A 19,768-nucleotide genomic window follows, 5' to 3' on the forward strand; every position below is an offset into this window, starting at 1 on the left:
ACATAAACTATATTTTATAACCGTCCTAAATATTGGGCGGTTTTTTTGTATTTAAAGAGGATATCAAAAAAATGACAAGTAATTCAGGAGATCACATCATTATTGTTCCATCAGGTTCGTTGAGTGATCAAGAAATCAACATGCAAAGTAAATCCCCCGCCGAGGTATTGTATTATCAATTTTCTATGGTTAATCGTTTAGATAGTGGTGAAGTTATTACCAAAGTATCTGCACAACCAGCTGATGTTGATCCCAAGGTTGTTATTGATCAAATTTCATATTCTAAACAAACTTTTAAAGTAAGGGTTAGTGGTGGTCCAATGAATACCAAAGTTGGTATTCGTTTTTTAGTCACGACAAATATTGATACAATTCAAGAGTTTGATGCAACATTACCGATAGCACCCGCCGGTATTTTAGAAAGTGGTGAGGTTGGTGATTATATAATTGGTAATACAGGTCCTGTTGGTTCTCAAGGCATTCAAGGTATTGAAGGAGAGAGGGGTAAGGCAGGGGAAAATGGAACTCAAATTTTAGTTTTTAATCGAGATCCAGATTTAAACGATGTGAAGGGAAATGTCATTTGGTTAAATAACATTACTGGTAATTTATATGAAACGGTAATGAATAAAAATAATACATTATACTGGAACAAATTAGGTAATTTAAAAGGGAAAGCAGGGAGTTTTATTTATCATGGTGCAGTTTATCCTGTAGCAAATAATAGTTATAAAGATGGTGATTTATATTTTAATACATCCAGTAATGACTTGTTTACCTTTAGTCAAAACCAATGGGTAAAAATATCGAATTTACATGGAAAACAAGGAGAAAGAGGTTCTTTATGGTTTTATGGTCAAGGAGATCCAATAGCCTCTAAATGTTACAAAGCTCGCGATTGTTATGTCAATACGACAACACAAGAGCTATTTGTTTTTAATGGTACCGGTTGGCAACAGTCGATTTCTTTAAAAGGTGAGGCAGGTATTAAAGGTGATAAAGGTGATCAAGGCGTAAAAGGGCAACAAGGTGATAAAGGTGATCAAGGCGTAAAAGGGCAACAAGGTGATAAAGGGGCCAAAGGTGAACAAGGAGCACAAGGTGTACAAGGCCCTCGAGGTGATAAAGGTGATAAAGGTGATAAAGGCGATAAGGGTCTTCAAGGGAATCAAGGGTTACAAGGAATAAAAGGCCAAGCAGGAAGTTTTATTTATAGTGGTCAAGTATACCCTGTTGATAATGATCAATATAAAACTGGCGATTTATATTTTAATACAGAAGAAAACGATTTATATACTTTCAGTCAAAATCAATGGATCAAAATATCAAATTTACAAGGAAAACAAGGAGAGCGAGGCTCTTTATGGTTTTTTGGAGAACAAGATCCAATAACATCTACTTGTTTTAAAGGTCATGATTGTTATGTCAATACGACAACACAAGAGCTATTTGTTTTTAATGGTTCTGATTGGCAAAATTCTGGATTTTTAAAAGGTAATCAGGGCGTTCAGGGTTCTCAAGGACCTCAGGGTAATCCAGGTAAAGATGGCCTTACACCTATTATTAAAACGGGAAAAGTAAAAACGTTAGATGTTGGACAAGATGCGACGTTTATTACGAATACAGTTGATGATATTGTAACTATTGATGTTGGGATACCCAGAGGATCAAGTTTTGATAATGATGGTACTGTTGATTTAAACGTAAAGACTATTACTAGTGATGGAAGTCTAGTTAAAACAGATGGTGTTGGTAATCTTACTGTAAATAAAAGTATAACAGCTAATAATGTTTTTGCTGAATATTATAATGTAGGTAATGGTCAACAATCTGCTTATATGAATTTTCATGCTCAAAATGCAAAAAATATTTTAGATTACGATGTGCGGTTTTTGGTACAAGATAGAACATCTGAAACTAGTGCTGGTTCTGGTATGTTAAATATAATTGCATCTACAGTAAACATGTCTAATGATCTAAAAATAACTGGATCAGTATCATCAGATGGTGATAAAATTAAGTCAGATGGTGACGGACATTTACAGGCAAAGCATTTTAAATCAGAAAATGGCGGTGTATATACAAATACTACAGATTATAAAGTAGGTGAGATTTTTTATAAGCAACTACCTTATGTTTCTATGTATGGATGGAAAATACTCGATAATAGAATATTCTATCAAAACCCAGAGTTAGATCTAGAATATGAAATATTTTTAAGAAGTGAGAGTATACCTGAATTAAATAATAATAATAGTTTAAACTTACTTTTTGAAGCTTATCTATCTAAAGAATATGATCCAGAAACGGAGTTAGTGACGCACAATTCTCCTGTAAACAAGCGTTTGGGTATTATTGGTACTGAAGGTTTGTTAGGGCATGATACGGTTAATTATCAAGGAGCGTCTTCAATAAACCCAGAAAGACCTTGGTACTATGGCTCAAGAACTTTAAGAATTAATCCAAATAAACTGTCTGATATTAAATTAAATAGAAATTTAGGTGTTTCAGGTATAACTAACAGTTATTTATCTGGAACGATTGGGTTATCAACAAACTATTTTACTAGATCTGATGATGATACAAAACAAGATGGTTTTGTTACTCCTGTTATTTGGGATACAAATACAGATGATACAGCGCAGGCAAGGACATTAGGTGTTCCTTATATTCCTGCTGATAAAAAAGATACTTTGCCTAGTACATCCAATATTGTGATTGGCACTCAGTCTTATAACCAAACGGATAAAAAACCTGTTTGGTGGAATGGAAAAAGTTGGGATAAACCTCTTTTTGATGGTCAAAGAGGAGAGCAAGTTGTAGCTACTTCGTTAAAAGGATATAATTTTCAATTTATTGATAGTTGGAATTGTAGTATTGGTATTCCAAATATGTGGGGTGCGCAATATGGTGGTAGAACACAAAATAATGGCATTACCATAAAATATTTTGAAAAATCAAGAACCGCAGATGAACGCAAAGCGATTGAAACTGAAATAGCGAATGAAATTACTGATGCAACCAAGAAAGCAGCAGAATTAGAAAAAATAGCTAATAAAACTTACACAGATTCAAAAAGTGTAGGTTTATATACTGGTTATAATGTGATTCAATTCTATAATAGAAATAATTATGTAAATTTAAATAATTTTTATTATGATGGTTCGATTATTACGACAGGGTCTTTAAATCCAGGTAAAGTTAGTGCTTTAACTAACGATTGTATTTTACAAGATGGTGCTATTGCTAAGGATGATAAAGGTGGTTTAAGAGTATATGATGATACAAACAAAGTATGGAACCCATTGTGTAGAATCGTGGCTACAGGTGTTATAGGTATTAATGCTTCAGTGGCTGGAACGTTACCTAGTATCCCAAGATTTAATGATAATTATCCTAGCTATGGAAATGTTACTATTTCTTACGGTACAAATTCAGTCATCCTCTCTTCTCCATTATTTACTAATAAAGCAAACGATTATAATGGATTGATTTATAATATTGATTTAATTATCCCGAATACAGCTCCAGATGAATATTTTAAATATAGTGTTATTTGTGGGCAGCAAAACCAAGAAAAAGGAACTGTGATTGTTCAAATTATTGATACAACAACTGGAAAAAGAGTAAACTTTTTAACTGAAGCAACACTTGCATTTTCGTTTCAGTTTGCATTTAACAGAGTTTAAAAAGAATTAGGGTAAAAGAAATTTATAAGAGGCATAAAGTGGGGCGCGATAAGCGTCTTTTTTTATGCCTTTTACATGAGGGAAAATATGGAAAATACAGATTTATTAATGCAACTGTTTCAATATGTTATGGGGATAATTCCTGGAGATATTACAGGAAATATTGTGTCTGCGGTGACTGTAATAGTAACAGTTTGTACATTGATTATGAGGTTTTGGAAAGAGCCAGCACAGGATCGGAAAAGTCATAAATTATGGCAGTTTCTTCATGTATTGGCCTCTTTTAAAAAACCAGATGAAGTGAAGGAGAAAGGTAGTGGGGGGAAGTCTAGTTAAACGATTGCGTAAAAGAGATCATTGGTTTGCTGAATGGTGGAGTTCAATGCTGTTAATTTCTGTCGGAATTTACGGGTTTTGTGCACCAGATCACTTTATAATTCAACAATCCTTTATTGATGGGTTTGTCAAAGTGATACCAATTTATCTGTGGGAATCCCTTTTTATTATCGTTGGGTTATTTCAATGTTGTGCATTGAATTGTGAAAGTTTACTCGGCAGAGGGCTGGCTGCATTTTTTGCTTCTTCTTTGTTAATATGGGGAACATTGAATATTGCAATTTATGGGCAATGGCACTTTAGCTTGCTTGCTTGGGGAATATTTTCGGCAATAAATCTCTATGCGCTTTCCAGAATTTTGCGGGGGCTAGAGAAAAACTATGAATCTCTTTGAGATCTTGCGGTGGTGGTGGGAAAGTAATGCTGAATGGATTAAAATTCACGATCCTTGGGTTATTCCTGTTGTCGCTGTATGTATTCCTTTGTCCTTTGTTATTCGCGCGATTGGTGCGGTAATAAAAATTTGGAAAGGGAAATAATTATTTTAGTAAATATATTTAATAGAGGAGATTGATATTTTGATCAGCCCAAACATGTCTAAAAAATGTCATGCTCCATTGTTCAATCCTGATTCAGACGATGCCATTCAAGAAATGGCGCGCCGAAGAAGTGAGTTGAAAATTATCGTTACAACAGGATTAGGAAGTGATGTTGACCGTTATGTTTCACAATCACCAACATTAATAAGGCAAGTAACACAATTAAAACATGATAATTGGCAATTTGTATGGGGGGCAGCAGGTAAAGGTACAACAACGCAACGCCCGAATAAAGATCAGAGATTAGAGGCTAAAATTATCATAGCTTCTGAATTTAGATCAGATAAAGCTACAACTATCGCCCAGGCAACGTCGTCTGTTGCTCATGAAGTGGGGCATGCTCTGTTTTTTAAGGGATATAATTTTTCTTCTGTTGAAAATTGTATAGATAACTATATGATAGGTAAAGGTGGAGAGGCTGATGCAATTGTTAATCAGATTATTGTTAGGGCAGAGATTTTACAGACAGCTTGTATTGATATTTTTGCGGAAGCAAGAGAGCCTGATTCGCTAAGAATAGATATGATTCAATATTATCGTGATGGATTAAGAACAAATGATATGAAAACAGCAAAAAGAAAAATTGCTGATTTATATTCAGAAAAATATACCAGCAACACCAATCCACCACAAAAATATAAGGATTATTATGGGAATAGTTGTAGAGATGCTATTAAAGCATTCCGGAAAATATAGAAATATTTGTTTTTTCTATGTATTGAGTTTGGCACTTTCTTTGCCTTCTTATGCCAGAGTAGATACTAAAGTAATACCTTTGTTTAAAAACGCTTTGTCAGAAAAATTTTTAAAACAATATCCTATTTTACCTTATAATTTTATTGATTTACTCAGAGTAACACCTAAACTTTTACCTGTAAAATTAAAAAATATTCAAAAAATATTCAATAATCAATTGCGTATTGTGGAACAAAGTGAAAATTCTGTATCTTATATATTAGGATCATATAGAACATTAGATGGTGTAATCGTAAAAGATGTAGGGGTTAAAATAAGATTAAAGGCTGGCTGGAAAGTTGTAGGTTTTGGTTTTGATTTAGATCAAAAACAATGTGTTAATACTAAATTATTAAAAAAGGAATTTGGTTTTATAATTCCTGAGTTGCTGTCTTTTCATCCTGTTGCTAATGCGCCGATTGCACTTCATACTACAAATGGACGGGGGATTTTTGTTATGGGTATAACAGCAGATTATCCTGATTGTGCTACGAATATAGGTATAGGGATGTTTAATAGTAAAAAAGAACAACAAGAATGGAAGGAATATGTACGTAAAAATGCTCCTTATTTGCGAGCAAGAGAAAGGCAAAAAGAGCTAGAGGAAAAGTAGTTACAGTCTATATTTCTATTTAAAGAAAAATAATGTTCGTTGTATTTTTTTTATCTAAATTATTGTTTTTATAAAAAATATTGATAATTATTCATAAAAGCTAAGATAATTAACAGTAAGTTAATATTTTTATATTAAAATTTCGTTATTTTACCTAAAATTTTTAAATATTTTGGGTAACTTCCCAATATCCCCTCAAAAAGAAAATTATTTAACAACTTAACACCCTAATTGCGCTTAAGGGATAAATTTCCCATCAACATCAACACGAGTATTAAAATGGTAAAAAAAGTCAAGTCAAGTAACCGCAAAAGCCCCTAAGGATAAAGGCGTTCCAAAATTAAAAAGCCTTAGTCACCAAGATATTTATAATTTAATTGCCAAGTTTATGCGCAAAGCTATTCCTGTCAAAGGGGAAAAATTATCAATTATTAATGACTCTCAAAACCGCACATCAACGCCTAAACCCCCTTACATAGTTTTGAAAATTACCGATAAGAAACGCTTATCTTCCAGTGAAACACGTTATACAGATAAATATAAAATCATATGGTGCAGATCCCAGGTTTCGGTTCATATCTTATTTGTGGGTACAGATAAAATCCCCGCCTTGGAAATGGCGCATGCTTTTGATATGCGTTTTAATGATGCTTGGGCAAGCGAACAGTTTGAACAATATAGCGATATTCTTTTTCCATTGTATAGTGATGACGTAAACTCTGCAGGTCAAATTATTAACTCAGAAGATCAAGTGGATGATGCATATTCGGTTAATGCATATTTTGAATATCATCCAGAACTTGGTGTTTGTGCAGCAAGTGCAAAAGAGGTTGTGATGGATGTTGATATAGTGGATTAAGAACTTTTATTTATTATTTTAGAGCTTGTATATAATTACAAGGTATTAAATTCGACGTCGTAAATTACTAGTCATACTAACTTTCAAAAGCCACCTAATAAATAGGTGGCTTTTTTTTATTAAAATCAAAAGGATTATATACAATGGCAAAAGTCACAGGAGGGATTTATATTCCTCATTTAAAAAATGAAATTATTCAACCAGCCTTGGATTATTTAGGTTTGGGTGGCGTCAGAGCGATTAACCAAGTTACAGGTACATTCCTTGCAGAAGGATATGCTGGTGGATCAACTTATTTAAAACAGCTTGGCAAAGGACCTGCGGTGGGTGCGATGCAAATGGAACCTGCAACCTATAATGATATTTGGAAGAATTTTTTGGCTGGCCCTAAACGTAGCCATCTTGCAGCATTACTCAAAAATATCGCGGGTGAATGGAATACGGACGCAAACGGTATTCCTAAACCAACCACAATGACAGGTAATATCTTTTTTGCAGCTGCTATGTGTAGAGTTTTTTATCTTAGGTTTCCAACAGCATTACCTTTGGGGAATGATGCCATTGCAATGGCGCAATATCATAAAAAATATTATAATACAGCACTAGGGAAAGCCGTTTGGCAGGATAATGTCGATCGCTTTCAGCAAGCAATTGATGCCTAGTTAAATAAAGAATTTCTTTTTAATTTTTAAATTTTCGTCCATGATATTTATCTTATAATATTAAGAGAAATAGGACGTTATGGTAAAATCATTATATATATATAGTCTTTTTTTTGGAATGTTGTTTTCGGTAACATCTGTTAATGCAGAAAATCCTAAAGAACATTATAGAACGTTGCATGTAAAGGCTGAGTTAACAAAACAGACGAAAAGCTTTCAAGTCAAGCATCTTTTCCCTTTTAATTTCCCTAATGATTTGCCAGGAGAGCCTGTTTTTAAGGGGGTAAAGGGTCAGTTTTCGACAACTACTCAGGCTAAGTTTGATAAGGATGGTAAAGATATAACTTCTTCAGAAACACTGTTCGCTGTTGATTATTCTTCAAATAACTGTCCCAAAGTTGGAGAAGCAGTATCAAGTTATCAAGATTTAGCTAATAAATATACCCGATATTCTTTAGTGCAAAATATTATTAAACAGACAAAAGGAAATAGCACACAACTATCTGATGTAGATTATATGCTGCCTAAGGATATAGGTATTCATATTAATACTGGAGATAAAGGTTGTGGAATAGTTGTTTTTGACGGTACGGATTTCACAGGTTATCCGTATACGATGAAAGTGGATTTACAACTTAAATATACATTTGAACCAATAACAAACGGCCTAGACGGAGAGTTTATTATTGGTGCTTATAATCTAAAAAATCCTGCTTTAAATGCATATATCGTTTTACCTGTAAAGAGTGGCTCAGGTAAAGGTTATGGTGTGTTACGACCAGGAACTATTTATGCTGTAAATGGAAATGTTGCGACTTCTGCTGTTTCTATTCACAATAAAGGGAATTGGTTTGTCCGGTATATAACTGCAGTTTATAAAAAAAATAGCTGTCAAATTGCATTTAAGAAACATGGTCCTACAAAGTTTTTTTGGAATGATAAAACAGGGACAGGTAATGATCCTAATCCATCCTCTGTATTTTGGCCTGATGTAACCATTATTTCAGATTTTACTTCGGCAGGTAAAGATAGAGATAGTATAATGGCACAAGCCAATGGAAATCAAAAGTTACCTATTCATGTTGAAGATGGGGATTGTGTTGTGCAAGCAGCGCTTCCTTATGGAGATCGAACAACAGGATCAGGAAGTAACATGAATATGGAAAGTCAGGTTTATATAAGGACTGTTCCAGACTAAATAAATTGTAATTACTACTTTTTTTAAGCCACTCCATTCGGGGTGGCTTTTTTTTATAATGCGTTATTAAACGCTATTTTTTTAAGGATAAAACTATGAATAAATTACTATATACAAGCGCATTATGCGCTTTTTCTTTATTTTTGGGTTCTACAGCTTCAAAGGCGATTGATTTTCCTGATCATTATCGCACATTAGATGTAAAAGTAGAACAGACAAAAGCAACGGATAATTTTACAAAAAAATGGGTTTTCCCTTTTAAGTTCCCTGATAATTTACCAGGGACGCCTGTATTTAAAGGTGCAATAGGCCAACTTTCAACAACAACGCAGCCGACTTTTGATGTAAATGGTAATGAAATTACGTATTCAGAAACGTTATTTAGTGTAGAGTTTTTGAAAAAAACATGTGTCCCTGAAGAAGGGGCGGAAGTATTAACTATGGATAACTTCGGTTCAGACAATCATATACCGCTTTTAGGAGGCATTGTCAAACAAACCAAAGGGAATACAACGCAAGTGTATCATATTGATTTTATGAATCATTATGATACAGTAATTGATCTTAAAGATGGTGGTTGCGGTGTTGTTTATTTTGATGGGACTGATTTCAAAAGTAAACCTTATACGATGAAAGCTGATCTTCAATTGAAATATTCTTTTGAGCCTGTTCATGTTCAATTAGGTGGAGAATTTATTCTTGACGTAGATACTTACGCAGCACAAGCAAGGGCTAATGCCTATAATGTTTACCCAGTTTCAAGTGGATCAGGTAAAGGTAATCGTGTGATTAGACCAGGAACTATCTTTTCAGTTAATGGGAATGCTTCTGCATCAGGAACTTATATTAAAAATAAGGGAGATTGGTCTGTAAGGTATGTAACTGCTATTGTAAAGAATAATAGTTGTCAAGTTGGATTCAAAAATTATACTCAAGGACAAGATTTGTCAAAGAGCTTTCAAACACAAGATCATGCCGGAATAGGTTCAGCCCCTAACCCAACGGCAGTACTTTGGCCAACATCTACAATTATTTCTGACTTTACCCTCGTTGGTAATGGTCGGGATAGTGTAGTTGGGAATGCGTTTGGGAACAGTAACTTACCCGTTCATGTGGATGATGGTGATTGTGTTGTTCAAGCGATGCTTCCATTAGGAAGAAGTACAACTGGCCCAGGAACAAATGTGAATGTTGAGGCCCAAGTCGGTATCGTCTATATTCCAGACTAATTTAAATTATCCAAATTAAATGAAATATTTAGAAAGCTATTCCTTTTGGAGTGGCTTTTTTTTGATTTTATTATTGAGATGTTCTAAAGAGTGAAATTTTAAGGATATGCTGTATATATGGCGTAATACCTGCTGTGTTTTATAAGCATCAAATCTGATATTTTTATATTAAGCTTGAGAAAAATATATTTAAGTAAAATTATAATATTTTTAAGGGGTGGAAAATTTATGGTGCCGGATGAGAGATTTGAACTCCCGACCTTCGGTTTACAAAACCGCTGCACTACCACTGTGCTAATCCGGCATTTCATCGTTATAACGCTTGTTGGATTGTTCTATGCAATATTTTATGTTCGAACACAAGTAAAAAATGATAAAAAAGTAATTTTTTTTATAGTTTAGTGTAAAATTGAGAGGGAAGCGATTTTTTTTGATCGTTTTTAATCAAATTATAGCTATAAGTATTGATCATTTGGCTAAATAAACCTAGATTAATAATTAAGAGTCATGACGACTCTTAATTATATAAATTAATACGACGTTCTTGGGGCGAGGTGAAACTCCTCACCGGCGGTGATGAAATAGCAATATTTCTAAGCCCGTGAGCGCTTATGTAAGAAATAACATAAGGTCAAGCAGATTTCGGTGTAATTCCGAAGCCGACGGTCATAGTCCGGATGAGAAAGAACGATGCTGAGGCTGTTCATAGTAAAATATGCGACGAGTTTTGGCATATGTGCCCGCGTGCGTCCAGAGCAAAGGACTGATTTTAAAATGCAAGCACGCATTCATTCTACTTTATTCAATAAAGTTGAATTTTCTGAAAAAATTGTAAATGGGTTTCAATGTGCAATTAATGAAGCCTTGCAATATGTAGGGCGTACTGCGCCCAATCCCCCCGTAGGCTGTGCTATTTTGGATGAACAAGGGAATCTCTTAACGGTTGCAGCTCATCATCAAGCAGGTACACTCCACGCAGAGGCTTTGGCCTTGCAGCAATGTAAAGATCTTGGAGTGTGGGATAGGATTTCTGATGTTATTGTAACTTTGGAGCCATGTAACCATACTGGGCGAACACCTCCTTGTTCTGAAGCATTATTGCAAAGCCCTGCTAAAAGAATATGGATTGGGGTAAAAGATCCTAACCCATATGTTTGTGGAGCAGGTCACGTAAGGTTACAAGAAGGAGGTAAAGAGGTCTTTTTACTTGAAGATATCCTTTCAATAATGGCGCAATATTGGCATCAACAATGTGTAGATTTGTTGGCACCATTTACTAAATTTATGCTTGAACACAAAGCTTGGATTACTGTTAAACAAGCTTTGAACGTTTCAGGCTCTATGGTGCCACCCAAAGGTCAAAAAACCTTTACTTCTTCTAGATCTTTAACTTTGGCACATCAACTGCGTCGAGGGACAGAAGCAATTATTACAGGGGTGAATACGATTAAAATGGATATTCCATCTTTTACCGTTCGCCATGTGCCTGACCATCCAGAAAAAACCCGTTTATTGGTAATTTGCAGCCAAGCCAAAGAAAAATTAGAAGATGCTTTGTCTGAACAATATATAGAGCAAGCCAAAGCAAATGGTTTTTCTTTGCTGCTTTGTAATGATTTGGAAAGATTGCCAGAGCTTCTATATGCACATAAAGTCATGTGGGCAATGGTAGAGGCTGGCCCCTTATTATTACAAGAATTTCGTCAACGTCAATTATGGGATGAATGGTTGACTATTCGCCAGCAAACACAAGGTGAAGATGATGTGAATATTATTTCCAAGCATACGGCTTTCCCAACACGTCAGCTTTTGTCCGATGTTCAGTTCCATTTTAAAAAGGAAGAGTTATGTTCTCTGGTATCATAGAATCATTGGGAACGATTCACAGTGTAACGCATGAACCTGAGGCTATAGTCGTTGAGGTTGATACGGGTATTACAGATCTTTCCATGGGTGAAAGCGTTGCTGTGAATGGTGTTTGTTTGACGGTTATTAAATATGATGATAAAGGGCGTGCGACATTTTTTATTAGCTCTGAAACGTTAAACCGAACCAATTTGGAAAAGTTACAAAAAAGTAAGCGTGTTAACCTAGAACGTGCGGTAACTCCTTCAACGCGTTTATCGGGTCATATTGTCCAAGGGCATGTAGATGCGACTGCTAGATTCATCAAAGCAGAACAAAGTGGGGATGCATATAAAGTATTCTTTGCATTTCCTGCATCCTTAAGAAAATATGTTGTGGAAAAAGGCTCCATTGCGATTGATGGTACTAGCTTGACCTTAAATGGTGTTGGTGAAATTGGTGCAGATAGAGCTGGTTCAGATGAGTTTATTATTCATATCATGATTATTCCCCATACTTGGGAACATACGACGTTGGGGCATTTATTCCCTAGCGATATGGTGAATGTGGAAGTAGATATTATTGCAAAGTATGTGGAGAATTTATGTTTAGTCCAGAAATGATCAAGACGTTAAGTCCTGAGCTTAAAATTGCTGTTGATACCTTACGTGCAGGTAAAATGGTATTGATGGTTGATGATGAAGGTCGTGAGAATGAAGGTGATTTGGTTGCTGCGGGTGAGTTTGTAACCCCTGAAATCATTAATTTCATGATTACCCACGCTCGAGGGATTTTGTGCATGCCGATGTTGGCTGAAAAAGCTCAACAGCTTAATTTATATCAAATGGCACAGCATAATACGTCACCTCATGAAACAGCTTTTACGATTTCTATTGAAGCTAAAGAGGGAATTACCACAGGTGTTTCTGCTGATGATCGCGCGAAAACTTTTGAAGTCGTGATGAAGGATGATGTCACAGCCAACGATATTGTTCGTCCAGGTCATATGTTTCCTTTGGTTGCTGATCCAAATGGGGTTTTAGCGAGAGATGGTCATACAGAAGGCTCAATTGATTTAATTAAAATGGCAGGGTTAAAACCTGTTGCTGCTATTTGTGAAGTGTTAAATGAAGACGGCACAATGGCTAGAATGGCAGATTTAAAGGAATTTGCTGAACTGCACCAAATTCCTTTGGTGAGCGTATCTGCTATTATTGAATGGCGTAAACAATATGATGCGGTACCCGTTGATCCTTTAATTGCACTTGTAAGGGCAGGAGAGGTTGCTAATTTACCGAATTATTACGGTGGGGAAGATTTTACGGTTCAGTCTTTCGTTGACTTGAAAGGGAATGAACATTTGGCCATTATGAAAGGGGATTTTTCCTCTGATGATGCTAAAATACCCTTGGTTCGGTTGCATTCAGAATGTTTGACTGGGGATGTATTAGGTTCTTTGCGTTGTGATTGTGGTCCTCAGTTGCACAAGGCTATGAAGATGATTGGTGAATCTGACAAAGGTGTTGTAATATATTTACGTGGACATGAAGGGCGTGGGATTGGCTTATTTAATAAGATTTCAGCTTATGCTTTGCAAGACCAAGGTCTAGATACAGTAGAAGCTAATCATCGCTTGGGATTTGCCGCGGATATGCGTGATTGGAAAGTTGCTGGAGCGATCTTAGAGAAGTTAGGCATTAAAGGGCTTGATTTGCTTACGAATAATATGGACAAAGTCGAAATGCTTGAGAAGCAAGGTTTTTCTGTAAGAAATCGTGTTGCGATTGAAATTGAAGCTAATCCTCATAATGTATCTTATTTAAAAACCAAAAGAGATCGTATGGGACATGCTTTGACCTCTAAAAAAATTGATCAATAATTCTTATTATATCGAAAGTCTTTTAAAATGATTAAACAAGCACCACAGTCTTTGACGAATTTTGAATTTAAAACAATGCCACGTATTGCTATTGTGGTCAGTCGTTTTAATAAAAGAGTTACGGGTGGTCTTGCTAAAGGTTCTCAGGAATGGTTAGCAGAACATCAAATCCCTTTTAACGCAGAAGAAGATCTATTTTATGCACCTGGTGCTTTTGAGTTACCATTAATTGCACAAAAATTGGCGAAAAGTGGGAAGTATGATGGTGTTGTTTGTTTAGGTTGTGTGATTAAAGGGGATACGGCTCATTTCGAGTTTATCAGTCTTGGCGCAACGATTGGTATTATGCAAGCATCCCTAGCGACTGAAACACCGATAACCTTTGGTATTTTGACAACTTATACTTCAGAACAGGCGCAAGATCGTTCTGAAGATAATGAAGAAAACAAAGGTCGTGAAGCCGTTGCCGCTTGTGTTGAAAGCTTGGCGTTACTTCAAAAAATCTAAAATATAACAGTCTATTTAAAAACGGTCAGGCCTTTAATGAGCGTGGCCGTTTTTTTGTTTATGGTAAAAATTTTACTGTTTTAGAATCCTTTTAGCATAGTTGCCTGTATCTTCGTTGACTTTAGAAGTTATAATTTGAGTGATTTCTTGTAATTGTATTTGTGTTAATCCTGTATTCAATGCAATTCCATAATGCGCTTTTAACTGTGCGTCGGCACCTTGTATGGTTGCCAAGGCTGCAATCGTAGCAATTTCTCTGTCCTGATGGTTAAGAACATCGCGTATAAAAATATCACCAAATAAATGGGCACGTAAAAATTGATTTAACGTTGGAGCAAAGTCAAATAAGGGCCCTTTCCTAGCCAGTTGTGTCTGAACTTCAGTTCCTAGCCACCTGTGATTAAGGCGACTTTATTGTTAAATGAATAATTATGATAGTATAATAATGTTACGAATATTTAATTAGTCATAGAATATTCAACATTTTTATGAAATAAGATCATTACTGGTTATATATTTAATTTTAATTGTGCTATTTTTTAAAATTGAGTAGATATAATGGTTGTTTTATTTTCTTTTTATTTCTATTTAATAAGGCAAGGATATTTTTGTTTTTTATATATCTAACTTGTGCGGTTATTTCTGCTTATTAATTTTATATCGATATTGAGGTTAAAGGGGTTTTTTGCCAATGATGTCCACATTTATTGGGCGTGTGGTGGCTTTTTGTTCTCGCCATGCTTGGTTTGTTATCTTGTTTTATATTGTAATTGCAATAACCTCTGCCTTAGTAGCATATAAAAACCTAGAGATTACTACCGATACAACCAAGATGTTTTCTGCCAGTATGGATTGGAAAAAACGTTCTGATCAGATGAGTAAAGATTTTCCCCAACGAGAAAATTTATTGGTGGCATTAATTGAATCTAAAATACCAGAAGAGGGTGAGTTAAGCGCTCAAGCGCTGGTCAAACAATTAAAAGATGATAAAAAACATTTTGATTTCGTAGAGTCTTTACAAAATGATCCGTTTTTAGTTCGAAATGGGCTGTTATTTTTACCTCCTAAATTGCTTGAAACAACTTTGAATAATATTATTCAAGCACAACCATTTTTAAGCAGCCTTTCCGCAGATCCGTCTGCTCGTGGATTATTTGATACTTTGGGAATGGTAACCATAGGGGTAAAAGAAAAACAAATAGATCTGGCGCAATATAATGATGCGTTAAATGGATTTGCAGATGTTATAACAGAAAACGCCTCAGGCCGTATCCAGCCGTTTTCTTGGGAAAGAAGTCTTTCAGGAAAATTGTCAGAGTTGGGTGGTAAATATCAATTGGTTGTTGCGAAACCTAAATTGGATTTAAATTCAATTAGGCCTTCAGGGGTTTCTTCGGAAATCTTGCGCAATGCAATGAATAATTTACCTTATGTTAAAAGTGGTGCTGTCAAAGTCTACATGACTGGAGATGCTCAGATTAATGATGAAGAGTTCTCGACCGTTTTACATGGGATGATTATTGGATTATTTGTATCTTTTGTTTTGGTTGCAGGATGGCTGTTTATGGCTGTTCGCACTTGGCGATTAATTATTCCAATTTTGCTGTTATTGTTTATTGGTCTTGATCTGACAACGGGGTTTGCCTCTATAGCGGTGGGAACGTTAAATCTTATTTCAATTTCATTTGCTATCTTATTTGTAAGTATTGCTGTTGACTTTGGAATACAATTTTGCGTTCGTTTTAGGGGGCAGGATCGTATTAGTAAGAATGAAAAAGATGGTTTAACCCACGCTTTGTCACATACAGGATACGAGGCTGGACATCAAATTTTTACCGCAGCGGTTGCAGCAGCGGCAGGTTTCCTAGCATTTACGCCAACGAACTTTATTGGTGTGAAGCAGCTAGGCTTGATTGCTGGTATTGGGATGTTCATTGCGTTTGTTTGCACGGTTACTTTCTTACCTGCGTTACTCTCAGTGTTACGTCCGAGTGTTGTACAAAAAGATGCTGGTTTCCCATGGTTGAAGCCTCTAGATAAAAAAATACGTCAATATCGTTTTGGAATTATTACCGTATATGCCATTTTGGGAGCAATTGGTATTTTCTTATTAGTTGATCAAAAAGTTGTTTTTGATGCAGATCCTTTTCATACCAAAGATCCTCGTTCCGAAGGAATGATGGCTTTGAAAAAGATGATGGGTGATCCTAATACATCGCCTTATACCGCAGATATTATTGTCAATACCCCTGAGGAAGCCAAAGAAATGGCTGAAAAGCTTAAAAAACTTCCTACAGTTAAAAGTGTTGTTTGGCTAGATTCGTTTATTCCTGAGAAGCAACAACAAAAAATGTTGATGCTACAAGATGCTGCTTCTATTTTACTACCTACATTGTCTATACAAAGCTCTAAGGCTAAACCTACAGCACAAGAGTTGCGTCAATCTGTTGTAAAGATGGTTCAAGAGTTGGATTCAATTCAAAACGATCTACCTAAAGATAGTCCTTTACTTCGGATGCAAGTTGCCTTGAAAAAAATTGAAACAATGCCAGATGATCAATTAATTGCTATGAATGATAATTTGGTAAAATTTTTGCCTTATCAATTGCAACGACTGCAAATGATTTTAACACCAACATTGACAACTTCTAAAGATATTCCAGCTGAGCTTGCCGATCAATATAAAACAAAAGATGGAAGATTAAGAGTAGAAGTTTATCCTAAAGGTATTGATCTAACAACCGATCAAATTATTGCTTTTGTTAAGCAAGTTCGCACTGTAGCCCCAAAAGCAGCAGGCACCGTTGTTGATATCGTCGAAAGTGCGCAAACGGTTGTTCATTCTTTTATCATCGCGGCAATTATGGCTATTGTTGCGTTGGCAATTATTTTATTTATTGCATTACGTCGTGTGTTAGATATGATTTTAGTATTGGTTCCTTTGATTTTATCAGGGTTAATGGCGATCATTGTGATTGTTGTGATTGGTCAACCTTTGAATTTCGCCAATATTATTACTTTACCGTTATTTTTAGGTGTTGGTGTATCTTTCAATATTTATTTTGTAATGAATTGGCGTGAACAATTAAAAGAGCCATTGGCGTCCCCTACTGCCAGAGCTGTTTTATTTTCTGCTTTGACAACTGGAACAGCTTTTGGTGCACTGGCAGCTTCTGCACACCCTGGAACAGCCAGTATGGGAGTTCTATTGTTGATTTCGTTAGGATGTACGTTAGCTGTGACATTGGGGTTAGTTCCCGCGTTATTACCGAAACGTGATATTGACGAGAAATAAAGGGCAGGAACATTAATGGCTTAGAAACAGTTTTTAATAAATTGTTGAAAAGCCAACCCACGGTGGCTGATTGTGTTCTTTTCTTTTTCTGTCATTTCTGCAAAAGTGACAGAATATCCTTTGGGTTGAAAAATAGGATCATAACCATGGCCATTTTGCCCTCTTGCTGGCCAAATGAATTCTCCGTCAATCTTTCCTTCGAATTCAAAAGTAACACCATCATGAAAAGCCAAGCATAGTACAGAAATAAAATAACAAGAGCGATCTTTGCTTTTTCCTAGTTTTTCATACATGGTGCGCATTGCCATTGAATAGTCCTTGTTTGGGCCTGCCCAACGCGCGGAATAAATTCCAGGATCTCCATTAAGTGCATTAATGCAAAAACCAGAATCATCAGCCAAGCTGGGTAATCCTGATTTTTGCGTAGCAGCCAAAGCTTTGATTTTTGCATTTTCATAAAAACTTGATCCTGTTTCCCCAGGTTCTGGCAAGTTTAAATCCCCAGCCGAATAGGTTTGAATTTCAAAAGGGGCCAATAGGCTTCTGATTTCTTGTGCTTTTCCTGCGTTGTGGGTGGCAACTACCAGTTTTGAACCATGCTCTATTTTACGATAATTGGTCATAAAAATTTCTTCTTTATTCTATAAATAAAATCAACTTGATTATTTTTAACATACTGGCATGGTCTATAGAGAGATATAAATATTTTTTTGTATTATTATGTTAATAATAATGAAATTGCCTTTTTACTATTATGAGAAAGATATATGGAACTCTTACTTGATCCTTCGGCCTGGGCTGGGTTAATAACGCTGATTGTTTTAGAAATTGTCCTAGGGATCGATAATCTTGTCTTTGTCGCAATTATTGCTGATAAATTACCTGCTAATCAACGAGACAAAGCCAGAATATTAGGTTTGGTTTTAGCAATGATTACACGGCTAGGGTTGCTTTCTATTATTTCATGGATAGTAACACTGACCAAGCCACTAGTTGAATATGGAGGCTTTACGCTTTCAGTTCGAGATTTAATTTTGATTATTGGTGGTATTTTCCTGCTATTTAAAGCCACAACAGAGCTACATGAACGCCTTGAAGGGCATGAGCATCAAGATAATCAAGGTAAAGGCAATGCTAAATTTTGGGTAGTGATTACTCAAATTATTATTTTGGATGCTGTATTCTCGTTGGATTCAGTGATTACTGCCGTCGGTATGGTAGACGAGCTGCCAATTATGTTTGCAGCAGTTATCGTTTCTATGATGGTGATGATTTATGCATCAAAGTCTTTGACGCGCTTTGTCATTGCACATCCGACGATTGTTGTGCTTTGCCTTAGTTTTTTGATGATGATTGGCGTGACGTTGGTTGCAGATGGGCTTGGGTTTCATATTCCCAAAGGGTATATTTATGCTGCGATTAGCTTTTCTTTGCTTATTGAATTCTTTAACCAAATTGCACGACGTAATTTTATTAAAAACCAATCAAAGCGGCCATTTCGTGATCGTACAGCTGAAACAATTCTGCGTTTAATTGGATCAAATCGTTCAGAGCAACAAGAAGGGAACTCTGATAAAGCATCTCAAGAAGTTTTTGCAGAAGAAGAGCGTTACATGATTAATGGGGTCTTAACCTTAGCGTCTCGTTCTTTACGCAGTATTATGACCCCTAGAATTGAAGTTTCTTGGATTGATTGTGAAGATTCACCAGAGGAAATAAAAAAACAAATTCTAGAGACACCTCATAATATTTTTCCAGTTTGCCGAGGGGATTTGGATAATATTATCGGTGTAGTCAGAGCCAAAGATTTATTAATGGTTGTAAATAATAAAGAAGACGTAGTAGAATTTGCAGCACAGCATCCTCCGATTATCGTTCCCGATATGATTGACGTTATTAATTTATTGCCAATTTTGAAAAAAGCCAAAGGACGTTTAGTTGTTATTACTAATGAATTCGATACGGTTCAAGGAATTGCAACCCCTGTTGATGTATTAGAAGCCATTGCTGGAGAGTTTTTGGATGAAGATGAAACGTCGAAAATTATCAAAGATGGGGATAGTTGGCTAGTTAAAGGTTCTACGGATATTCATTCAGTGATGATGACTTTGAATTGTGATGCTTTTTTTGATCATGACGAAGAGTACGTTTCTTTGGCAGGTTTTCTTTTTGCACAGTATAAAAGAATTCTGACCATCGGTGAAATCATAGAATTTCAAGGGTTACGATTTGAAGTTATAGAAATGAAGGATTATCGTATTGAATTAGTTCGCATTACGAAAATACAAGCATCGAACGAAAATGAGTAGTAACATACTACTC

At 35.6% G+C, this 19,768-nt stretch carries 18 protein-coding genes, 1 tRNA gene and 1 riboswitch; of the genes, 16 read left to right on the plus strand and 3 right to left on the minus strand.

What is annotated here, in order from left to right:
- Positions 1 to 71 precede the first annotated feature (71 nt).
- The 10 genes from QMN76_RS07395 to QMN76_RS07440 all read left to right on the plus strand — a co-directional run bounded on the left by QMN76_RS07395 (position 72) and on the right by QMN76_RS07440 (position 9,920).
- A complete protein-coding gene (locus QMN76_RS07395; RefSeq protein WP_282023405.1) occupies positions 72 to 3,689 on the plus strand; it encodes a phage fiber-tail adaptor protein in 3,618 nt (1,205 codons plus the stop codon).
- An 87-nt stretch (positions 3,690 to 3,776) separates the two neighbouring features.
- Positions 3,777 to 4,025 (plus strand): hypothetical protein, encoded by a 249-nt coding sequence (locus QMN76_RS07400; protein WP_282023404.1) that lies wholly within the window; start codon positions 3,777 to 3,779, stop codon positions 4,023 to 4,025.
- On the plus strand, positions 4,006 to 4,419 hold the full coding sequence (locus QMN76_RS07405; protein WP_282023403.1) for a hypothetical protein: 414 nt from the start codon (positions 4,006 to 4,008) through the stop codon (positions 4,417 to 4,419). The genes QMN76_RS07400 and QMN76_RS07405 overlap by 20 nt, the downstream gene beginning before the upstream one ends.
- On the plus strand, positions 4,406 to 4,564 hold the full coding sequence (locus QMN76_RS07410; RefSeq protein WP_282023402.1) for a hypothetical protein: 159 nt from the start codon (positions 4,406 to 4,408) through the stop codon (positions 4,562 to 4,564). The genes QMN76_RS07405 and QMN76_RS07410 overlap by 14 nt, the downstream gene beginning before the upstream one ends.
- Positions 4,565 to 4,603: 39 nt before the next feature.
- Complete coding sequence (locus QMN76_RS07415; RefSeq protein WP_282023401.1) at positions 4,604 to 5,320, plus strand: hypothetical protein; 717 nt, start codon at positions 4,604 to 4,606, stop codon at positions 5,318 to 5,320.
- Positions 5,274 to 5,972, plus strand: a complete 699-nt coding sequence (locus QMN76_RS07420) for a hypothetical protein (protein ID WP_235176780.1) — start codon at positions 5,274 to 5,276, stop codon at positions 5,970 to 5,972. Before QMN76_RS07415 ends, QMN76_RS07420 begins: the two co-directional genes overlap by 47 nt.
- Positions 5,973 to 6,336: 364 nt before the next feature.
- Entirely contained in the window at positions 6,337 to 6,831 is a 495-nt protein-coding gene (locus QMN76_RS07425) for a phage neck terminator protein (protein WP_408869463.1), read from the plus strand.
- A 143-nt stretch (positions 6,832 to 6,974) separates the two neighbouring features.
- On the plus strand, positions 6,975 to 7,493 hold the full coding sequence (locus QMN76_RS07430) for a hypothetical protein (protein ID WP_282023399.1): 519 nt from the start codon (positions 6,975 to 6,977) through the stop codon (positions 7,491 to 7,493).
- A gap of 118 nt (positions 7,494 to 7,611) precedes the next feature.
- Entirely contained in the window at positions 7,612 to 8,691 is a 1,080-nt protein-coding gene (locus QMN76_RS07435; RefSeq protein ID WP_282023398.1) for a hypothetical protein, read from the plus strand.
- A gap of 95 nt (positions 8,692 to 8,786) precedes the next feature.
- Positions 8,787 to 9,920, plus strand: coding sequence for a hypothetical protein (locus tag QMN76_RS07440; protein ID WP_282023397.1), 1,134 nt, complete (start codon positions 8,787 to 8,789; stop codon positions 9,918 to 9,920).
- A 229-nt stretch (positions 9,921 to 10,149) separates the two neighbouring features.
- Here QMN76_RS07440 and QMN76_RS07445 read toward each other — a convergent pair.
- Positions 10,150 to 10,224 (minus strand) — tRNA-Thr (locus QMN76_RS07445).
- 232 nt (positions 10,225 to 10,456) lie between these two features.
- Positions 10,457 to 10,613, plus strand: a riboswitch (FMN riboswitch).
- On the opposite strand from QMN76_RS07445, the gene ribD reads away from it, so the two are divergent.
- The 4 genes from ribD (at position 10,611) to ribH (ending at position 14,151) form a co-directional block, all read left to right on the plus strand.
- A complete protein-coding gene (ribD, locus tag QMN76_RS07450) occupies positions 10,611 to 11,786 on the plus strand; it encodes a bifunctional diaminohydroxyphosphoribosylaminopyrimidine deaminase/5-amino-6-(5-phosphoribosylamino)uracil reductase RibD (RefSeq protein ID WP_282023396.1) in 1,176 nt (391 codons plus the stop codon). It overlaps the preceding riboswitch by 3 nt.
- Complete coding sequence (locus tag QMN76_RS07455) at positions 11,768 to 12,388, plus strand: riboflavin synthase (RefSeq protein ID WP_282023395.1); 621 nt, start codon at positions 11,768 to 11,770, stop codon at positions 12,386 to 12,388. Before ribD ends, QMN76_RS07455 begins: the two co-directional genes overlap by 19 nt.
- Positions 12,370 to 13,644, plus strand: coding sequence for a GTP cyclohydrolase II (gene ribA / locus QMN76_RS07460; protein WP_152534163.1), 1,275 nt, complete (start codon positions 12,370 to 12,372; stop codon positions 13,642 to 13,644). Before QMN76_RS07455 ends, ribA begins: the two co-directional genes overlap by 19 nt.
- Positions 13,645 to 13,671: 27 nt before the next feature.
- Positions 13,672 to 14,151: a 6,7-dimethyl-8-ribityllumazine synthase gene (ribH, locus tag QMN76_RS07465; protein ID WP_282023394.1), complete on the plus strand. Its 480-nt coding sequence runs from the start codon at positions 13,672 to 13,674 to the stop codon at positions 14,149 to 14,151.
- Between the two features lie 72 nt (positions 14,152 to 14,223).
- On the opposite strand, the gene QMN76_RS07470 is transcribed toward ribH, so the two are convergent.
- Positions 14,224 to 14,517, minus strand: coding sequence for a carboxymuconolactone decarboxylase family protein (locus QMN76_RS07470; protein ID WP_282023588.1), 294 nt, complete (start codon positions 14,515 to 14,517; stop codon positions 14,224 to 14,226).
- A gap of 325 nt (positions 14,518 to 14,842) precedes the next feature.
- Here QMN76_RS07470 and QMN76_RS07475 point away from each other — a divergent pair, with 325 nt between their 5' ends.
- Positions 14,843 to 17,446 (plus strand): MMPL family transporter, encoded by a 2,604-nt coding sequence (locus tag QMN76_RS07475; protein WP_282023393.1) that lies wholly within the window; start codon positions 14,843 to 14,845, stop codon positions 17,444 to 17,446.
- A gap of 20 nt (positions 17,447 to 17,466) precedes the next feature.
- On the opposite strand, the gene rdgB is transcribed toward QMN76_RS07475, so the two are convergent.
- Positions 17,467 to 18,069, minus strand: coding sequence for an RdgB/HAM1 family non-canonical purine NTP pyrophosphatase (rdgB, locus tag QMN76_RS07480; protein ID WP_282023392.1), 603 nt, complete (start codon positions 18,067 to 18,069; stop codon positions 17,467 to 17,469).
- A gap of 144 nt (positions 18,070 to 18,213) precedes the next feature.
- Here rdgB and QMN76_RS07485 point away from each other — a divergent pair, with 144 nt between their 5' ends.
- Positions 18,214 to 19,755 (plus strand): TerC family protein, encoded by a 1,542-nt coding sequence (locus tag QMN76_RS07485; protein ID WP_034338029.1) that lies wholly within the window; start codon positions 18,214 to 18,216, stop codon positions 19,753 to 19,755.
- Positions 19,756 to 19,768 lie beyond the last annotated feature (13 nt).

It is taken from the genome of Commensalibacter papalotli (ex Botero et al. 2024), assembly GCF_947179115.1.
In the GTDB taxonomy this organism is placed as follows: Bacteria; Pseudomonadota; Alphaproteobacteria; order Acetobacterales; family Acetobacteraceae; genus Commensalibacter; species Commensalibacter papalotli.

Excerpts from the sequence above, each read along its gene's own strand:
- QMN76_RS07475 (WP_282023393.1), top strand. The coding sequence starts at position 14,843 with ATGATGTCCACATTTATTGGGCGTGTGGTGGCTTTTTGTTCTCGCCAT.
- QMN76_RS07435 (WP_282023398.1), top strand. The coding sequence starts at position 7,612 with ATGTTGTTTTCGGTAACATCTGTTAATGCAGAAAATCCTAAAGAACAT.
- QMN76_RS07455 (WP_282023395.1), top strand. The coding sequence starts at position 11,768 with ATGTTCTCTGGTATCATAGAATCATTGGGAACGATTCACAGTGTAACG.
- QMN76_RS07400 (WP_282023404.1), top strand. The coding sequence starts at position 3,777 with ATGGAAAATACAGATTTATTAATGCAACTGTTTCAATATGTTATGGGG.
- QMN76_RS07485 (WP_034338029.1), top strand. The coding sequence starts at position 18,214 with ATGGAACTCTTACTTGATCCTTCGGCCTGGGCTGGGTTAATAACGCTG.
- ribD (WP_282023396.1), top strand. The coding sequence starts at position 10,611 with ATGCTGAGGCTGTTCATAGTAAAATATGCGACGAGTTTTGGCATATGT.
- QMN76_RS07395 (WP_282023405.1), top strand. The coding sequence starts at position 72 with ATGACAAGTAATTCAGGAGATCACATCATTATTGTTCCATCAGGTTCG.
- ribA (WP_152534163.1), top strand. The coding sequence starts at position 12,370 with ATGTTTAGTCCAGAAATGATCAAGACGTTAAGTCCTGAGCTTAAAATT.
- QMN76_RS07440 (WP_282023397.1), top strand. The coding sequence starts at position 8,787 with ATGAATAAATTACTATATACAAGCGCATTATGCGCTTTTTCTTTATTT.
- QMN76_RS07410 (WP_282023402.1), top strand. The coding sequence starts at position 4,406 with ATGAATCTCTTTGAGATCTTGCGGTGGTGGTGGGAAAGTAATGCTGAA.
- rdgB (WP_282023392.1), bottom strand. The coding sequence starts at position 18,069 with ATGACCAATTATCGTAAAATAGAGCATGGTTCAAAACTGGTAGTTGCC.
- QMN76_RS07430 (WP_282023399.1), top strand. The coding sequence starts at position 6,975 with ATGGCAAAAGTCACAGGAGGGATTTATATTCCTCATTTAAAAAATGAA.
- QMN76_RS07420 (WP_235176780.1), top strand. The coding sequence starts at position 5,274 with ATGGGAATAGTTGTAGAGATGCTATTAAAGCATTCCGGAAAATATAGA.
- ribH (WP_282023394.1), top strand. The coding sequence starts at position 13,672 with ATGATTAAACAAGCACCACAGTCTTTGACGAATTTTGAATTTAAAACA.